Below are 16,478 nucleotides of genomic sequence, written 5' to 3' on the forward strand. Positions count from 1 at the left end.
AGTTGAAGCATAGACTTCGTGGCGTACATGTTGCCGTCCACTTCCGCCTAACAAGTATAGTGCGGCTTGGCTACAATATGAATTAGCCATATTAGACCGCGGAGAGAACAATGGAAGCATGCTACTTTTAACTTATGTAAAATCATTAAGACTATAGAGGAAAAGAATGATACCTTAGTTTTTATAAGCTTAATGAATATGTGGATAAATACTTTAAGTTTGTGTGGACGTATTTATCCACATATTCATTGGCTACATAGTTTAAAAGAGATTAATTGGAAATTAGTGTTGATGTTTTTATTGCCAATAAAACCTCTTTTGATTGAATAAGATAATACAATAATAAATAAAAGGTTGTATTAGAGCTGAATTTTACATCAAAAAATATTTTTCATGATACAAAAAATTATTGTTGACTTTTATGCAATTAGAGAACTTGTCCGATTGGATTGATCTCCATGAATTCATTCCGCTTTTCCCATGGATTTTCATATACCAAATCACAACTCAGCTTTTTTTCCTTGAGAAGAGCTCTAACTTTTCGTGAAAATGGACAAAGAGGAAAATGATATAAAATCATAATATTCCTCTTTTGTTATTCCAATACCTATATGTTGTCATTCCAGTACGTGACATTGGAATCCAGCTTATTTCATTATGGACATTACTTTTAACATATATTCCTAGAATCCATTGTCCATTGTATAATTTCCAAATATTTTTATACTTGAATCCCAGTACAACTGTACGAACATTGTAGTTTGAGAGCAATCCCCACCGGAAGGGTGTCATTTCAGTGATTGACACTGGAATGGCTTTGTTGCACCACTCAAGGAAAGAACAGGCAGTTACTGATGGAATTTGTTATAAAATAGATATTTAGCCGACAAAGGAAAAATATGCCAATAAGAATGAAAGTCAGTAACTGCAATGAATATAACAAATTTCTTCAAGAAAGGGGAAATGTTTTTCATTATATCAACGATGCCATTGAAAATTGGTACGAAAATAGTCCAAAAGTAGCAGGTGGCAACAATGTCTACAGCGACAAAGTAGTGATTCTAATTCACATAATAACCTATCTATTCAGGATTGGTCTTAGGCAAACAGTGGGATTTATAGAGAAATATCTTGAGCAAATAGGGAAAATTTTGCAAATTATCAGCTATTCGCAGGCTTCAAGAAGGTTTAAAAAGCTTAATATCAAAATCAACGACTGCAGAGTTGATAAGAACGATATGGAAGATATTGAAATTGCTATAGATAGTACAGGTATCAGCATCTACAATAATATTCCAGGCCATAGTAAGGCAAATGGTACAGATAGAAAGTATCGCCGCTATGAGCAAACAAGAAAGCTACATGTAATGCTAGAGATAGGTAGTAAAAAAGTTATAGCTGCAAAATACAGTAGTGGAGTTTATTCCGACCACTATGGAGCCTGTGATCTTATTGAAAGAGTGGATACCAAGTATAACATAAGCACGATATATGCAGATAGGGCATATAATCGAAAGAAGTTATACAAACTGTGCGATGAGCTTGACATAAAGACAAGGATTCCTCCGCAAAATAATGCAGTAGAGCATCCAAAGTTGGATTATATGAATGAGAGAAATTCTACAATCAAGCTCATAAAGTCATATGATGAAGATGGTATGAAGAGGTGGAAAAAAGAGATAAATTATTGGAAGAGATCTTATATAGAAAGTTTTTTCTCGCGACTGAAGCAAATATTTGGATTTAGTTTTAGGAATAAATCTGAGATTAATCGTGAGAAGGAACTGCTACTCAAGTGTTATTTGCTTAACAAATTTACTGAAATAGGCATGGCTAAGTTTGATATAGCTTCATGAATTTATTATACATTACCCACTATCCGAAGAGCTGTGCAACAAAGCCCACTGGAATCCAGTTCTTATTATACAACAGCCTAATGTATTCATTTAAAATTAAGTTTTCTGGATCCCAGTGTCTGGACACTGGGATGACAGAAGAAGAGTATTTTAGGTAACGGCTGTTTACTCCAAAGTAATGTTGCAAAAGGTCTAACATATAAATTATAAGACTAATATAGAATATACCTTGCTAAAAAAAAAAAAAAGTATAACCTTTGATAAGGTATGCAGGCAAAAATTCTGTAACTTGGTCAGGTCAGAAATGAAGCAACCATATCAGAATCTTTTTGGGTTGCATACCTATTTGTACTATTTGTTTTATTCTAGGCTATGAACATAGCATTAAAATATCGTCCTAGTAGCTTTAAAGATTTAGTAGGTCAAGATATATTGGTGCGTATACTAGAAAATGCTTTTACTCTCAACAAAATTCCACAATCTATACTGCTTTCTGGTAGCAGTGGAATTGGTAAAACCACCACTGCAAGAATAATAGCTTTATGTTTGAACTGCTCATTGGGGCCAACTTTTGAACCTTGTGGATCATGTACAAGTTGTCTGGCAATAAAAAATTCAAGCCATCCAGATGTAGTTGAAATCGATGCGGCAAGTCACACTAGTGTTGAGGATGTTAGAGCGATCTTGGGAGATATTTGCTATTTACCAATAAGTTCTAAATTTAAAGTTTACATTATAGATGAAGTACACATGTTATCCAGTAATGCATTTAATGCATTACTTAAAACTCTAGAAGAACCACCATCTAGCGTAAAGTTTATTCTAGCAACTACAGAAATAAAAAAGATACCAATAACTGTTATTGCACGTTGTCAAAGGTTTGACTTACATAACATTCCTTCAGCTAAGATAATGGAGCGTTTAAATGATATTGCACAAAAAGAAAATTATTTTATTGAAAAAGAAGCATCGGAATTAATTGCTCACCACTGTAGCAATTCAATGCGTAACGCTTTATTTTTGATGAATCAAGCATTGCTATATAGCAAAGATGGTACAATATCCACTCAAAGTGTTACAGACATACTTGGTCTAGTAGATAGAAACGTTATATTTGATCTACTGGAAGCAGTATTAGATAGTGATTTACAGAAGGCTTTGTTAGTATTCGACAATGTGGTAAAAACAGCAAATCCGCTCAATATTTTTGAAGATCTGCTGCAAACAATCCAGTTAATATGCCGTTTTTTAATTACAAAAGAGATTGATACAGAATATGAGAAGAGCAGAGTAAAAGATTTGAGTGCAAAAAAGTCTTTAATATTTTTTTCGAGATTGTGGAAGGTGCTGCTTAAGGGTATTCAAGATATAAAAATTTCAACATGCAATGAGGTTGCTGCTGAAATGATGTTAATTAGCCTTTGTTATCTTTCTGATTTGCCTTCTCCGGAACAGGTGATCAAAAAAATTCTTTCACAGAATGTAGAGCAAGGAAATAGACAGGGCAGACCTGTTGCACCTTCCCCCTCTGTCATCCAAGTAACTGACTACTCGGATCCAAAAAAATATGTGGAAAAACCCCACTCTGTCATCCCAGTGCGTGACACTGGGATCCATGTGAAAAATAAACAACAAAATTACGATTTTGATAAGATTTTGCAACTATTAAGGCGGAGTAACCAAATTTATCTTTACAAACAACTGTGTAGTAATCTAAAATTAATAGATTGTAAATTTGGGTATTTAAAATTAAAAGCTGTATCTAACTTGAACAGTAATTTTTGTAATGACTTGAAAAGTTACTTAAATCAAGCTACTAATCAGGAGTGGGTTATTATAGTTGATACGAGTTATATGAATAGGGAAGTGAGTAATTTAAATTATGCACCTGTAGTTAAGGATATATTAAATACGTTTAAAGGTGCAAAGGTAGTTAATATAGAAAATAAGGAGTAGGTTGTGGATTTCAGTCAAATAATGAAGCAAGCGCAAGAAATGCAAAAAAAGCTTGCGGAAGCCCAAGAAAAATATATTGGAAAAGAGTTTCAAGGTATTTCTGGTGGTGGCAAAGTTTCTGTATTAGTGGAAGTTATAAAAATAGGTGGCTATAAAGCTAAAAAGGTAAACATAGACTTAGAGCTTATGAGAAATGAAGAAAAAGACATAGTAGAAGATTTAGTGACAGCAGCGTTTAATGATGCCATTAAAAAAGCAGAAGAAGATATGGCAAATGCAACCTCTGATCTTGCAGGTATGATGGGGTTACCACCTGGATTTAAACTTCCTTTTTAAATTTACTACTGAAGTTTGACTTAATGCAGTAACTAAGTGTTTTCCTTTTATACTAGTACTTCCATGAAGTACATTCATATTACTGCATGAATATGCAGCAATTCACAATGATGAATGCAGATCAGAAGATAAAAAGACATTAGTGAAATAGGTGTCAGAAGATCAAGAGTAAAAAAAGTAGAGTAACTCTATTTATTAATTAATAAAATCTTTGTATTTTCCTAAAAGTTAGTTAAGATACAGAAGGTTTTGTGTTATTAAGTTAGCACTTGACTTAACTTTAGTTATTATTTAGACTGCTAAAGTGGAATTTTAATTTTTTTAACGAGGGCAATTATGCATTATAAAAAGTTTTTTTCGGCAGCTGCTTTAGTGACGTTGCTAAGCCTATCAAACTCTGCTTTTTCATCAGACCCTATTGGTCCAATAAGTGATGAAGAAACTAGCTACTATGTTCGTTTGCAATATAATGGTGAAGTTTTACCTTTTAAAACAAAGATTGATGGTGTTACATATAAATCAGGTAAGGACAACAATAGTCCCTTAAAAGCATCTTTTCTAGCTGGAGGTGGTGCATTTGGTTATAAAATGGATGATATTAGGGTTGATGTTGAAGGACTTTACTCACAATTGAGTAAAGATGCAGATGTAGTAGATACTTCTCCAGCAGTTGTAGAAAGTTTAACAGCATTTTCAGGACTAGTTAATGTTTATTACGATATAGCAATTGAAGATATGCCTATCACTCCATATGTTGGTGTTGGTGTTGGTGCAGCGTATGTAAGCAATCCTTTAGTAACAGAGGTTACTGGTGATAAAAAATCTGGATTTGGTTTTGCTTATCAAGCAAAAGCTGGTGTTAGTTATGATGTAACCCCAGAAATCAAGCTTTATGCTGGTGCTCGTTATTTTGGTTCTTATGGTGCTAATTTTGGTAAGACAGCTAAAGATGATGGCGGAATCAAAGTTCTTTACAGCACTGTTGGTGCAGAAGCTGGAGTAGCGTTTAATTTCTAGTCTATCTTTGTCTTATTATCCCAGTGGGTTTTTCTTGTCATTCAAGTAGCATGACACTGGGATCTAGAAAAAAGAAATGTGAATTCCAGTGTTTGAGCACTGGAATAACACATTATTTATTTAATGTAGTTTTTATCGTTACACGCTGGCAATTTTAATTCTACATTTAGGTAGCTGTTGTTAAGATCTCAACTAGATATAAAGTTATGCTTTTTTAATTAAAGCTTGAATTTTTCACTGAAAATCAATATATTATATGTATAGAGTTTTAATTTAAGTTATTATGTTGACCCCAGTAGCAAATTTATGTGTTAATAGTAGCACTAATCTCATGCAATATATTGCTGAAGTGCGAAAATTTCCTATGCTTTCCCAAGAAGAGGAAGTGCGATTAGCAAAAAATTGGCAAGAATACCAGGATATTTCTTCTGCTCACAGGTTGATTACTAGCCATTTGAATTTGGTAGTAAAAATTGCAATGAAATTTAAGAATTACGGTCTATTGTTGATGGACCTGGTCATGGAAGGAAATATGGGTTTAATGCATGCAGTGAAAAAGTTCAATCCTGACTTGGGATTTCGTTTTTCAACTTATGCAGTATGGTGGATTGAAGCTTCAATGAAAGACTTTATATTAAAATCTTGGTCACTTGTAAAAATAGGTACAACGCAAGCACAAAGGAGATTGTTTTTTAGTTTACGTAAAATAAAAAAAAGAATTTTACAATACACAAACAGAGAAACTTTGAGTAAAGAAGAAATAAAAGCAATATCAAATGAGCTTTCTGTATCTGAAGAAGATGTTGTACAGATGAGCTATCGTCTGGCTTGTAAGGATCAGTCGTTAAATAATTGTATAAAAATAGGTGATGACTCTAAAAAGGAGTTACAAGATATGATTCCGTGTAATTTAGTTAGTCAAGAAGTAGCTTACCAGAATCATGAAGAAAAGGCATTAAAAGAAACAATTTTAAGCAATGCGCTGGCAAGTCTTAATGAAAGATCAAGAGACATTTTCATTAGCAGATATTTATCTGAGAATACTCAGACTTTGGATGAGCTTAGCAAAAAATATTGTGTTTCAAGAGAAAGAATAAGACAGCTGGCTGAGCAAGCGATGAGTAAGGTAAAACAACATATAAAATCAGAGAGTTTGAAATTCGGTTTACATGCGTAGTCTTTTCGTATTTCTAATATTTCTTTCAATAGACACTCTTGCATCGGTTAGTAATGTACAACTGAGCGAAAAATATAAAGACTGGTTTGTGTATACTGCATTGGAAGATGGTGAAAAAGTGTGTTATATTGTATCTCATCCTAAGAAAAAAAGTGAACATTATACAGCCGATCGCAAGCCGTATGTAATGGTCAGTTACGTTGATAAAAAAGCAGATGAGGTGAGCGTCACTTCTGGCTTTCAGTATAATAATGAGCCTGTAGTTCTCAATATCGATAAAAAAATTAAATATCAATTGCCAATAATACAGGGAAGTCTTGCGTGGACAGATGATACAAAAATGGACCAAGATTTGATTCTAAAAATGAAGCAGGGATTATCAATGGTAGTTAATGGAAAAGTAAAAACAGCAAATGTTGATGATACTTATTCCTTGCTTGGCTTTCAAAAAGCGTACCAAAAAATGCATGACTTATGCCATACAAAGTAAATTATTGATCACTAAAGTATAAGATAGGCTGTTTTGTCTCTCAGACAAAAATATGGATATCACTTTACATAGAATATGAATATCATTTAAAATATATTTTTGAGAATTAATATGTCAAAAATTGTAGATATAGGAATCAAAGAACAAAGTTCTGTGTGTGAACAAATGCGTTTTAGTGTAAGTCGTGCAAGCCTTTTAAATACGCTATCCAGGGTAAGTGGAGTGGTTGAAAGGCGCAACGCGATAGATGTTTTAGCGTGTATAAATATCAAAGCACAATATGGTAGCATAAAATTGAAGGCTACTGATCTTGACATTTCAATATTTGCCTCACTTACTGCAAATGTATCAGCAGAAGGAGAAGTGAAAATCTCAGCACATACTTTACATGATATAGTGAAAAAATTGCCAACTAATTTGGATGTCAATTTCGAAATGAATAATCAAGGAAAATTATTGATATCCTGTGGAAATGCAAATTTTTCTTTACCGAACGTAGTTTCAAATAACTTCCCTGTTCTTGAAGAAGGTGATCATCAATACGATTTCACTCTACTAAGTGCAGATTTGGTAGACTTGTTGACTAAAACGAAGTTTGCTGTGTCGCTAGATGATACAAGGTATAATTTGAATGGGATATATCTGCATACAGATGAGCAATTTCTGTACTGCGTTGCAACTGATGGCCACCGTTTATCATGTATAAAAAGGCCTAAACCTGAAGATATCAACGGAGAATTTGGGGTGATCATTCCACGTAAAACTATCATGGAACTGTTGAAAGTATTGGATGATTGTAATGAGATAAATATAAAACTTTCAGATAGAAAAATCAAATTTACATGTGGTGAGTATATTCTAATATCAAAATTGATAGATGGAACTTTTCCAGATTACAAAGCCGTTATTCCAACGTCTCAAGATAAACAAATGATTGTTGAGAGTAGCAAACTTGCTAGTGTTATAGACCGAGTTTCCGTTGTTGTGTCCGATAAAATAAAATCAATTAAATTTTCATTGCAAGAGAATTTATTAACTCTACATTCAAATTCCCAAGAGTGTAGTGATGCAACTGAGTCTATAGAAGTGGATTACGATGGAGCTCTTATGGAAGTAGGATTTAATTCTCGTTATTTACTTGATGTTTTATCCTGTATAGAAAACAAGTGTAAATTTAGCTTATCAGATGGTAATAGCGCTACAATTATCACTGATGAAGATGATCCAAGTGCACTATATATAGTAATGCCAATGAGGACTTAAGCTAGTAATCTATCTTTACTAAGTATAAGCCGTGAGGCGGTGCAGTGATTCCAGCAGCGTTTCTTTTACATTGACTTAATATGTTTAGCATTTCTTGTGGATTAGTTCTATTTTTTCCAAATTCAACTAAAGTACCAACAATAATCCTCACCTGGTTATGTAAAAAGGAAATCGCAGATATTTTGATGTATATGTGACTTCCGTTTTGTACTATATCAATATCATCGATTGTTCTGACCGGATTTGTAGCTTGACAATCTTTTGAGCGAAAGCTTGAAAGATTATGTTTTCCAAGCAGGTGTCTAGCAGCTTCACGCATGATGTTTACGTCAAGTGGGTTAAATACTTGCCACACATAACCGATTTCCAGAGCTGCAGGAGCGTAGCGATTAATTATTCTATATTCATAATATCTTTTTTTTGCTGAAAATCGCGCATGAAATGCATCATCTACGGCTTCTGCACTAAGCACAACTATAGGAATCGCTTTTAAGTGATAGTTTATTCCATTTCTTATTCTGTAAAGCTCAAATTGCCTTTCCATATTGAAATGAGCAACTTGCCCTAAAGCATGAACCCCTGTGTCAGTTCTGCCACCACAATGCAAAGAGACTCTCTCGCCACTGAAATTAAATATAGCGTTTTCTATGGTTTCCTGAATTGAGTTAGCAGAGTGTTGTTGCTTTTGCCAGCCAGAGAAACTACTACCATTGTATTCTATCGTTATTTTGTATCGCACTACAAAGTCTATCTATCTAATTTTAGGTAACTAACGTTCTTCGTTATTAAAAAACCCTTGGCAGATTGGTTGCGTTCAATTACCATGGAGACTATACAAGTTAATAAATGATCCATGGCACATAATCCAGAAGAAAGAAATAATGATAAGCAAAAAGCACTAGATAATGCAATAAGTCAAATTGAAAAAGCATTCGGTAAAGGTGCAATAATGAAACTAAAGCAAAATCCTGTAGAAAAAATAGACACGATATCTACAGGGTCGATTGCACTTGATTCAGCTCTGGGTGTTGGGGGATTGCCAAAAGGACGTATAATTGAGATATTTGGCCCTGAGAGTTCTGGTAAAACTACCCTTGCTTTGCATGTAATTGCTGAAGCACAGAAAAAAGGAGGTTTATGTGCATTTATCGATGCGGAACACGCACTGGATGTTATATATGCTCGTAAACTTGGAGTGAAAACTGATGATTTGGTAATTTCACAACCAGACACTGGAGAGCAGGCGTTGCATATTGTTGAGTATTTAGTGTGTTCTAGTGCAGTTGATGTAATAGTTATTGATTCTGTTGCAGCACTAACTCCAAGAGCTGAAATTGAAGGGGATATGGGCGATCAGCACATGGGACTACAAGCAAGACTTCTAAGCCATGGACTCAGGAAACTAACTTCTGTAGTTTCAAAAGCAAACTGTATATTGATATTTATCAACCAAATTCGTATGAAAATAGGAGTAGTATATGGAAATCCTGAAACTACCACTGGTGGAAATGCGTTAAAATTCTATACTTCTATAAGACTTGATATAAGAAAAGTTGGTGCGATAAAGGATAAGGAGAATATTACGGGTAATGAAACGAGAGTTAAAGTTGTAAAAAATAAAGTTGCTCCTCCGTTTAGAGAGGCAAAATTTGATATAATGTACAATGAAGGCATATCAAAACTTGGAGAAATAATAGATATAGGAGCAAAACTTGGTGTACTTGAAAAGGCAGGTGCTTATTATTCATATAACAATACGCGTCTTGGCCAAGGAAGAGAAAATGTAAAAAGTTACCTCAAGGCAAACAAAGAAATTGCAAGTGAAATAGAAACAAAAATCAGAGATTTATTTAAAAATCATGATAATTCCATTGCAATAGAAGAGGAACGCGAACAACTTCTAGAAGAATCAGTATTCTAATCTAAATTAGTTTGTATTGGGCAGTATTCGTTTGCTATACTAAAGTTTCACTCTCAACCGAGTTGATAAAAGCTGTGGTATCTCCTTGCAGCATTAGGTGTATATTTTTTGCTATTTTTTCCACTAAGAGGATAACGTTATCAAAATTTTCAAATTTTGATAACACATAGTCTGCTAAGCTTTTCTGACCTTCAGGCCTGCCTACTCCAAATCTTAAACGCCAATAATCATTACCAATAAAGCTATCTATAGACTTAAGTCCATTATGTCCAGCAGAACTACCACCTTTTTTTACTTTTATTCTTCCAAATTTCAAGTCAGCATCATCATGTATGACAACAATATTGTCTAGCGATAATTTGTAAAAATTTTTTATTTTTGCAACAGGAATACCTGAATTATTCATAAACGAATAAGGCTTTATTAGCATAACTTTATTATTGTTAATTATGCCAGAGGTTATCAAGTAATCGGCTTTCTTAGAAAATGACTGAAAATTCCAATATTTGTAGATTGCGTCAATAACGATAAAACCAATATTATGATGAGTTAACTCATATTGACTACCAGGATTACCAAGCCCAGCTATTAAATGCACTACTCCTCTGTTTTTGTTTGAGTTTCTTCAACATCACTATCGGCAGCAGAGATTGTTACAATGGTGAAATTTTCTTCCTCATGAGCTACAAATTTAACACCTTCTGGCAATTTTACATCATTGATATGTATAGACTGACCAATCATTTTGCCAGACAAATCAATTTCTATGACTTGAGGTATTTTCTCAGGAGAGCATTTGACAGTAATAGAACGACACAGAACATTAAGCACTCCACCTAATTTGATTCCTGGTGATTTACTTTCATTGATGAATGATAAAGGTATATCTATTTTAATTTCACTACCTTTATCAACAAACTGAAAATCAACATGTTGCACAGTATCCTTTACTACATGCCATTGAATATCACGAACAAGAGCATATTCTTTTTTCCCTGAAATATCTAGTTCTATTAAATGTGCAGAAAGAGCACCTGATTTATATTGTTTAGTAAATTCCTTTGCAGACAATGTCAAATTTACGTTATCATGCCCTTTACCATATATAACTGCAGGTATACTTCCCTTCTCCCTCAGAGCCTGCATCGCTTTCTTTTTTTTTACATCACGTAACTCTGCATTAATTGTTACCATTTCTTGCTGTGCCATCGATTACTCCTATTCAGCTAATCCTTTTTATATAATTTAATAATATAACATAAAAATATTTATTTCAAACTTCATTCTTTCACACTAATTCTTTGTGGAAAAATTTATTTAGATATATACTTAAGATTACGTAGTAAGAGCTATGAGTATTAACGATCAAGTAGTTTTTAAGATTTATAAGCCAACAAAAACTGCAACACAATCTGGCTTAGGTAATACAAAATTCTGGTACCTAAAAATTGAGCCTTGTTCTTACTATATTGAACCTTTGATGGGATGGGTTGGCTCAAAAGATCCCCAAAAACAGATTGTATTAAAGTTTGATTCTCTTGAAAAAGCAATATCTTACGCAAAGAAACACAACACAAATTACACAATTGAAATGCCAAAAGATGTTAAAAGACTGCCAAAATCTTATGCAAATAACTTTATACTAAAGTAAATTTTATTGTAGTGTGTTTATCTAAAAACCTAAACCTAATCGTTACTATGATTTTGCTAACGCACTGCGGCTATTTAGAAAGTTGAACCTGGCTAGCTAGTATCAAAGAGTTATTTTTTAGGTATTTCTCCGTAAGACTGCAAGTTTTTTTGGATTACTCAAATAACTTCATTCTGCTTGAAGAACTTTTATGTTGCTTTGCACTAAATTAATTTCACGCTTTATTTGTGTTAGCTATTTATTTAGTGATTGGACATATAATTTTACCTTAAATAATCCTACAATGCTGAAGAAAAACATAATTATTGAAATGGCACGAAAGGTCCTCATGATAACCTTTGTATAGCTCTCAGTTTTGCTGAACGCGCGCGTGGATTTACATTTATTTCTTCTGAACTTGCTTTGATCACTTTTTTATTTAAAAGGGAGAATGTTTTAGTAGATCCTGGTTCACATAAATCTTTAAAAACAGTTTTGACTATACGATCTTCTAAAGAATGAAAAGTAACTACAATTAATTTGCCGTTCTCACTTAAAATCTCAGATGCAGCTTTAATACCCTTTTCAAGCTCTCCTAGCTCATCATTTACCCATATTCTGATTGCCTGAAATGTCCTAGTTGCAGGGTCAATCTTGCTTTTTCCACGAAACACTACAGAACGTACAATATCCGCAAGTTCAAATGTAGTTTTGATAATTTTCTTCTTCCGCGCATTTACTATCGCTCTTGCGATTCTGCGGGAATGACGCTCACCCCCATAATTATATATAGTGTTCGCAATCTCTTCTTCACGTAAAGCGTTAACAAACGTCGAAGCATTCATATGAGAATAGTTATCCATGCTCATGTTAAGTGGGCCATCACGTAGAAATGAGAATCCTCTATCTCCATTATCAAGCTGCATAGATGAAACTCCAACGTCGAAAACTATTCCATTGATACCTTTAATATTATTACTATCTAATAAATCTTTGATATTACTAAACTTTTCAATAAATAACTTTATTCTATTAGGGTATTTAACATTTAGATCATCATAAAATTTGGTAACTGTTTCATCCCTATCAATTGCATACACTTTGCAATCAGCGGATTCCAATATTGCTTTGCTATATCCTCCAGCCCCAAATGTAGCATCTACATATATGCCACCACTTTGTGGTGCTAATTGAAATAGCATCTCTTTTAACAAAACTGGAGTATGTGTCATATCAAGAGACTTTGTGCACTTAAATTAAAATAACTTTCTCGCCAAAAAATATATGGAAATATATAGGTATAGTATAAGAATATTTAAATATAATCAACGATATAAAAATTTAATAAGATAATATTATTAATATAACATTTACATAATTCACGTTTGAAAAAGTAAGTAATATTACTATAATATCAAACAAATTACGGAAGATTTCGTGCAACAAATAACAAAAGTAATACTATCAAGTTTAATTTGTAACACTTTGTTGTGGTATGATCACATGCTTTTCAGCCATCTAATAAGCATAATCGGAGATGTGTTTTTTCCATCAGACGACAAATTAGTCAGCATACTTAAAGCTTTTGGAGTGTTTGCAGTGGGTTTCTTAATAAGACCAATTGGTGCTGCTATATTTGGCCACATTGGAGATAAATATGGAAGAAGGATTGCTCTATTTCTCTCTATCATATTGATGACTCTATCAACCGTACTTATTGCATTTGTTCCAGGGTATCAGAACATTGGGGTACTCGCATCAGTACTGGTGGTATGTTTAAGATTATTGCAGGGTATATCTCTTGGAGGAGAGGCAGGAAATGCCCCATTTTTAATAGAGCATGCTCCTAAAAATAAAAGAGGATTCTTTGGCAGTATTGAAGTATTGAGCGCAATTCTTGGCTCAATATTAAGTCTTATAGTGGTGCTTATATGCAAAAAAGTATCCGATTTTGAATCTTGGGGATGGAGATTGCCTTTTATTTTCAGTTTTGTAATAGGATTAATCAGTATATATATGAGATATATACTCGATGAAAGCCCAGAATATAAAAAGCAGGAAAAGCCACATGAATTACCGTTAAAAGAACTGTTAAATGGCTATAAAAAACCTTTTCTAATATCAATTGGAGTTGACATAGTTGAGAATGCATCTCTTTACATATATTTAGTGTTTTTTAATCTACTTGCATCAACAATAAACACTCACTTTAATCACGCAGTAGAAATATTGAATCAGGTTGCACTTGGAGGATTGACTATACTATTTGCAATACTTTCTGATAAGGTAGGGAGAGAAAGAGTCATGAAATTTGCATTTGTGACTTTTATAGTAGTAAGTTATCCAGTTTTTTCAATGATACTAAGTGGTAATAATTTGCTCACCATAATGGCGCACGTTCTTTTTATAATCCCAATAGCTGCTTCTCTTGGTCCTGTTAGCGCGTTTATGTGTGAATTATTCCCAATAAAGGTACGATACAGTGGATTTGGTTTATCAAGAAATATAGCTTCGGGATTTTTTGGTGGTCTTGCACCATTTATATGCACAACTATTATCAAAGTTACAGGACAAGGAACTTTAGCAAGTTTTTACATGATTTTCTGTGCATTAATTGGGTTAGTTGCTATATCACAAGTTAAGAGTTAGATTTTTTCAAAAACCAAGTGTTTAAAAAATCTAATCATAAGGTGGAAAATGCCAATTTTTAGGTGATAGTGTAAATATTTCAACTCCATCTTTTGTGACTCCAAGCGTATGCTCAAACTGTGCAGAAAGTGAAAGATCACGTGTTGTCACTGTCCAGCCATCTAGCTTGCTGAGCAGAGTTTCATGTTTTCCAGCATTGATCATTGGTTCTACCGTAAAAAACATGCCTTCTTTTAAGATAAGATCCTCACCTTCATCATAAAAATGTACAACATTTGGTGGAGCATGAAAAACCTTTCCTATGCCATGTCCACAATAATTGCGTACGATAGAATATCCAAAATCTTCAATATATTTTTCTATAGTAAGTCCTATTTTATTTAACTTATTGCCTGGCCTGACTTGTTTTATTGCTTCCATTAGCGCATTATAAGTAGCATTACACAAACGCTTTGCTTTTATTGAGGGTTTACCAGCCCAAAACATGCGACTTGTGTCACCATACCAGCCATTTAAAATCACTGTAACGTCAATATTTAAAATATCTCCATCTTTAAGAGGTTTATCATCAGGAATACCATGACATACAACAGCATTTTTCGAAGTACAAATTGATTTCGGATATCCCTTATAATTCAGTGGTGCTGGAATTGCACCTGCATTGATTATAAAATCATGACATAGATCATTTAATTCATTAGTTGTTACGCCTACTTTGACGTGTGGTGCAATAAAATCAAGGGTTTCAGCTGCAAGCCTGCCAGCTTTACGCATAAAGTCAAAATCTTCTTGTGAATGTATAGTTATGTTCATGTTTCTTACGTTTTATTGTAATTTTCTGCTTCTCTTACGGATACATCAGTGTAATAATACTATAAAAATAAGCTCCTAGATCAAGCCATTTGTATATTAAGAGATAAAGACAAAAATCTAGACTGTGACTTTTGATTTAACCCAATGGTATAACTTACTTATTTTGCCATCGTGACCAAGCATTCCAGAATTATTTCTATAAAAGGTGTCAACTATTAGCTTTATAGAGCCTAAAGCAGCAGAAAATACAGGATTTTTGTCGTATTCGCCATCAAGACCGCTACAAGATTCAGGGCATCCGATACGGACTTGTTTATTGAATATATAGCTTGCAATTTCTTTCATGCTTGTGAGTTGACTGGTTCCACCTGTGATCACTACTTTATTAATTGGATCTTTCTGTTCTTGAAATTGTTCTCTTATCAGCTCAAGTATTTCCTCAACCCTTGGTCTTATGATGTTAACAAGTTCAGACTTAAACACTTGAGTTGGTTCATCGCTTTCATTACTTTGCACTGCAATACATTCATTCTCATCTATTGAAGTTACAATAGTGCTACCGTATAGTATTTTTATGCGTTCAGCATGCTCTATACTTGTGCATAGTCCATAAGCTATATCTCGGGTAATGTGAATGCCACCAATTGGAATGCTGCTTGTGTACACAAGTTTTCCTCTCTTAAAAATTCCAATTGCAGTGCATCCACCTCCTATGTCAACAACGGCAGTTCCTAGCTCTTTTTCATCTTTACTTAGACAGGCAAGGCCTGCAGAATATGCAGAAGCAACACAACCAGCCATACTTATCCCACTATTATTAGTTATACAATTTTCGATATTGGTAAGCGCTGGACGCGAAGCAGTGACAACATTAACATCAGCAGATAATCTTTTTCCATATAATCCACTGACTTCCTTTATGTCAGTCATATCATCTAAGTGATATTTCAGTGGTATATTGTGAATGATGACATTTTCTTCGATATATTTCTCAAATGTCTGAAAGACTACACGTTTTATGTCTCGGTCTGAAATTTCGTGATTAGCTGCAATAATTTCGTTATATACGTTAAAAGATGAGACTCCACATCCGGCTACATTCACATATATCTGGTCTATAGTCTCTTCTGATACTTGCTCAGCTAAACCTATAGTTGATGAAATAGAGTAACTTGCATGCTTTGCATCAGTTATTGATCCACCGCTTATACCTTCTGCACTTTTATAACCCGTTCCTATTATTTTATAGCTGAAGTTGCTATTGATCTTAACAATGAGACAGATAATTTTTGTTGTACCTACGTCTAAAACGGCAAAAACATTTCGCTTTGGTTTTATTATTACTGCAGAGTACATTAGTTGACCTTATG

General features: G+C 33.7%; 16 protein-coding genes, 1 other RNA gene and 2 pseudogenes. 11 read left to right on the top strand and 8 right to left on the bottom strand.

Features of this window, described 5'->3' with window-relative positions; genetic code table 11:
• Nucleotides 1-433: 433 nt before the first annotated feature.
• Nucleotides 434-580: pseudogene (locus AAHF52_RS04975) on the bottom strand (glutathione S-transferase family protein); the annotation flags it as partial.
• A gap of 319 nt (nucleotides 581-899) precedes the next feature.
• Here AAHF52_RS04975 and AAHF52_RS04980 point away from each other — a divergent pair.
• Nucleotides 900-1,856, top strand: a complete 957-nt coding sequence (locus AAHF52_RS04980; protein WP_213863789.1) for an IS5 family transposase — start codon at nucleotides 900-902, stop codon at nucleotides 1,854-1,856.
• 46 nt (nucleotides 1,857-1,902) lie between these two features.
• Here AAHF52_RS04980 and AAHF52_RS07215 read toward each other — a convergent pair.
• Nucleotides 1,903-1,992, bottom strand: a pseudogene (locus tag AAHF52_RS07215) (WPE palindromic element domain-containing protein); the annotation flags it as partial.
• Between the two features lie 121 nt (nucleotides 1,993-2,113).
• On the opposite strand from AAHF52_RS07215, the gene ffs reads away from it, so the two are divergent.
• From ffs to dnaN, 7 genes are all read left to right on the top strand, one after another.
• An RNA gene (gene ffs / locus AAHF52_RS04990) (signal recognition particle sRNA small type) lies at nucleotides 2,114-2,212 on the top strand.
• Nucleotides 2,213-2,228: 16 nt separating this feature from the next.
• Nucleotides 2,229-3,812 carry a DNA polymerase III subunit gamma/tau gene (gene dnaX, locus AAHF52_RS04995; protein ID WP_007302330.1) on the top strand — a complete coding sequence of 528 codons (1,584 nt, stop codon included), beginning with the start codon at nucleotides 2,229-2,231 and terminating at the stop codon, nucleotides 3,810-3,812.
• 21 nt (nucleotides 3,813-3,833) lie between these two features.
• Nucleotides 3,834-4,148 (top strand): YbaB/EbfC family nucleoid-associated protein, encoded by a 315-nt coding sequence (locus AAHF52_RS05000; RefSeq protein ID WP_006013488.1) that lies wholly within the window; start codon nucleotides 3,834-3,836, stop codon nucleotides 4,146-4,148.
• A gap of 336 nt (nucleotides 4,149-4,484) precedes the next feature.
• Nucleotides 4,485-5,165, top strand: coding sequence for a P44/Msp2 family outer membrane protein (locus AAHF52_RS05005; RefSeq protein WP_010407060.1), 681 nt, complete (start codon nucleotides 4,485-4,487; stop codon nucleotides 5,163-5,165).
• A gap of 283 nt (nucleotides 5,166-5,448) precedes the next feature.
• Nucleotides 5,449-6,342: an RNA polymerase factor sigma-32 gene (locus AAHF52_RS05010; protein WP_012481951.1), complete on the top strand. Its 894-nt coding sequence runs from the start codon at nucleotides 5,449-5,451 to the stop codon at nucleotides 6,340-6,342.
• On the top strand, nucleotides 6,335-6,832 hold the full coding sequence (locus AAHF52_RS05015; RefSeq protein WP_019078627.1) for an invasion associated locus B family protein: 498 nt from the start codon (nucleotides 6,335-6,337) through the stop codon (nucleotides 6,830-6,832). The genes AAHF52_RS05010 and AAHF52_RS05015 overlap by 8 nt, the downstream gene beginning before the upstream one ends.
• A gap of 111 nt (nucleotides 6,833-6,943) precedes the next feature.
• Nucleotides 6,944-8,095, top strand: coding sequence for a DNA polymerase III subunit beta (dnaN, locus tag AAHF52_RS05020; RefSeq protein ID WP_007302325.1), 1,152 nt, complete (start codon nucleotides 6,944-6,946; stop codon nucleotides 8,093-8,095).
• Nucleotide 8,096: 1 nt separating this feature from the next.
• Here the strand turns inward: dnaN and truA are convergent, their stop codons facing one another.
• On the bottom strand, nucleotides 8,097-8,834 hold the full coding sequence (truA, locus tag AAHF52_RS05025) for a tRNA pseudouridine(38-40) synthase TruA (RefSeq protein ID WP_007302324.1): 738 nt from the start codon (nucleotides 8,832-8,834) through the stop codon (nucleotides 8,097-8,099).
• Between the two features lie 114 nt (nucleotides 8,835-8,948).
• Here truA and recA point away from each other — a divergent pair, with 114 nt between their 5' ends.
• Nucleotides 8,949-10,016, top strand: a complete 1,068-nt coding sequence (recA, locus tag AAHF52_RS05030; RefSeq protein ID WP_007302323.1) for a recombinase RecA — start codon at nucleotides 8,949-8,951, stop codon at nucleotides 10,014-10,016.
• A 34-nt stretch (nucleotides 10,017-10,050) separates the two neighbouring features.
• On the opposite strand, the gene pth is transcribed toward recA, so the two are convergent.
• The gene (pth, locus tag AAHF52_RS05035; protein ID WP_007302322.1) at nucleotides 10,051-10,614 is read right to left on the bottom strand and encodes an aminoacyl-tRNA hydrolase; all 564 of its coding nucleotides are present in this window, start codon (nucleotides 10,612-10,614) and stop codon (nucleotides 10,051-10,053) included.
• A complete protein-coding gene (locus AAHF52_RS05040; RefSeq protein WP_007302321.1) occupies nucleotides 10,614-11,225 on the bottom strand; it encodes a 50S ribosomal protein L25/general stress protein Ctc in 612 nt (203 codons plus the stop codon). The genes pth and AAHF52_RS05040 overlap by 1 nt, the downstream gene beginning before the upstream one ends.
• Nucleotides 11,226-11,367: 142 nt before the next feature.
• Between AAHF52_RS05040 and AAHF52_RS05045 the strand changes: the two genes are divergently transcribed.
• Nucleotides 11,368-11,667 carry an ETC complex I subunit gene (locus tag AAHF52_RS05045; RefSeq protein ID WP_213863861.1) on the top strand — a complete coding sequence of 100 codons (300 nt, stop codon included), beginning with the start codon at nucleotides 11,368-11,370 and terminating at the stop codon, nucleotides 11,665-11,667.
• A gap of 326 nt (nucleotides 11,668-11,993) precedes the next feature.
• On the opposite strand, the gene rsmH is transcribed toward AAHF52_RS05045, so the two are convergent.
• A complete protein-coding gene (gene rsmH, locus AAHF52_RS05050; RefSeq protein ID WP_264376710.1) occupies nucleotides 11,994-12,878 on the bottom strand; it encodes a 16S rRNA (cytosine(1402)-N(4))-methyltransferase RsmH in 885 nt (294 codons plus the stop codon).
• 205 nt (nucleotides 12,879-13,083) lie between these two features.
• On the opposite strand from rsmH, the gene AAHF52_RS05055 reads away from it, so the two are divergent.
• Entirely contained in the window at nucleotides 13,084-14,295 is a 1,212-nt protein-coding gene (locus tag AAHF52_RS05055; protein ID WP_012481950.1) for an MFS transporter, read from the top strand.
• Between the two features lie 30 nt (nucleotides 14,296-14,325).
• Here the strand turns inward: AAHF52_RS05055 and map are convergent, their stop codons facing one another.
• Entirely contained in the window at nucleotides 14,326-15,108 is a 783-nt protein-coding gene (gene map / locus AAHF52_RS05060; RefSeq protein WP_007302317.1) for a type I methionyl aminopeptidase, read from the bottom strand.
• A gap of 117 nt (nucleotides 15,109-15,225) precedes the next feature.
• Complete coding sequence (gene ftsA / locus AAHF52_RS05065; protein WP_264376709.1) at nucleotides 15,226-16,464, bottom strand: cell division protein FtsA; 1,239 nt, start codon at nucleotides 16,462-16,464, stop codon at nucleotides 15,226-15,228.
• Nucleotides 16,465-16,478: the final 14 nt, after the last annotated feature.

Source organism: Wolbachia endosymbiont (group B) of Melanargia galathea (assembly GCF_964030625.1).
Taxonomy (GTDB): domain Bacteria; phylum Pseudomonadota; class Alphaproteobacteria; order Rickettsiales; family Anaplasmataceae; genus Wolbachia.

Bases quoted from the DNA above. Each gene is read 5' to 3' on its own strand.
- AAHF52_RS05040 (WP_007302321.1), bottom strand. From the start codon at position 11,225: ATGGCACAGCAAGAAATGGTAACAATTAATGCAGAGTTACGTGATGTA.
- recA (WP_007302323.1), top strand. From the start codon at position 8,949: ATGGCACATAATCCAGAAGAAAGAAATAATGATAAGCAAAAAGCACTA.
- AAHF52_RS05010 (WP_012481951.1), top strand. From the start codon at position 5,449: ATGTTGACCCCAGTAGCAAATTTATGTGTTAATAGTAGCACTAATCTC.
- map (WP_007302317.1), bottom strand. From the start codon at position 15,108: ATGAACATAACTATACATTCACAAGAAGATTTTGACTTTATGCGTAAA.
- AAHF52_RS05000 (WP_006013488.1), top strand. From the start codon at position 3,834: ATGAAGCAAGCGCAAGAAATGCAAAAAAAGCTTGCGGAAGCCCAAGAA.
- AAHF52_RS05015 (WP_019078627.1), top strand. From the start codon at position 6,335: ATGCGTAGTCTTTTCGTATTTCTAATATTTCTTTCAATAGACACTCTT.
- rsmH (WP_264376710.1), bottom strand. From the start codon at position 12,878: ATGACACATACTCCAGTTTTGTTAAAAGAGATGCTATTTCAATTAGCA.
- AAHF52_RS05045 (WP_213863861.1), top strand. From the start codon at position 11,368: ATGAGTATTAACGATCAAGTAGTTTTTAAGATTTATAAGCCAACAAAA.
- dnaN (WP_007302325.1), top strand. From the start codon at position 6,944: ATGTCAAAAATTGTAGATATAGGAATCAAAGAACAAAGTTCTGTGTGT.
- AAHF52_RS05005 (WP_010407060.1), top strand. From the start codon at position 4,485: ATGCATTATAAAAAGTTTTTTTCGGCAGCTGCTTTAGTGACGTTGCTA.
- ftsA (WP_264376709.1), bottom strand. From the start codon at position 16,464: ATGTACTCTGCAGTAATAATAAAACCAAAGCGAAATGTTTTTGCCGTT.
- AAHF52_RS04980 (WP_213863789.1), top strand. From the start codon at position 900: ATGCCAATAAGAATGAAAGTCAGTAACTGCAATGAATATAACAAATTT.
- dnaX (WP_007302330.1), top strand. From the start codon at position 2,229: ATGAACATAGCATTAAAATATCGTCCTAGTAGCTTTAAAGATTTAGTA.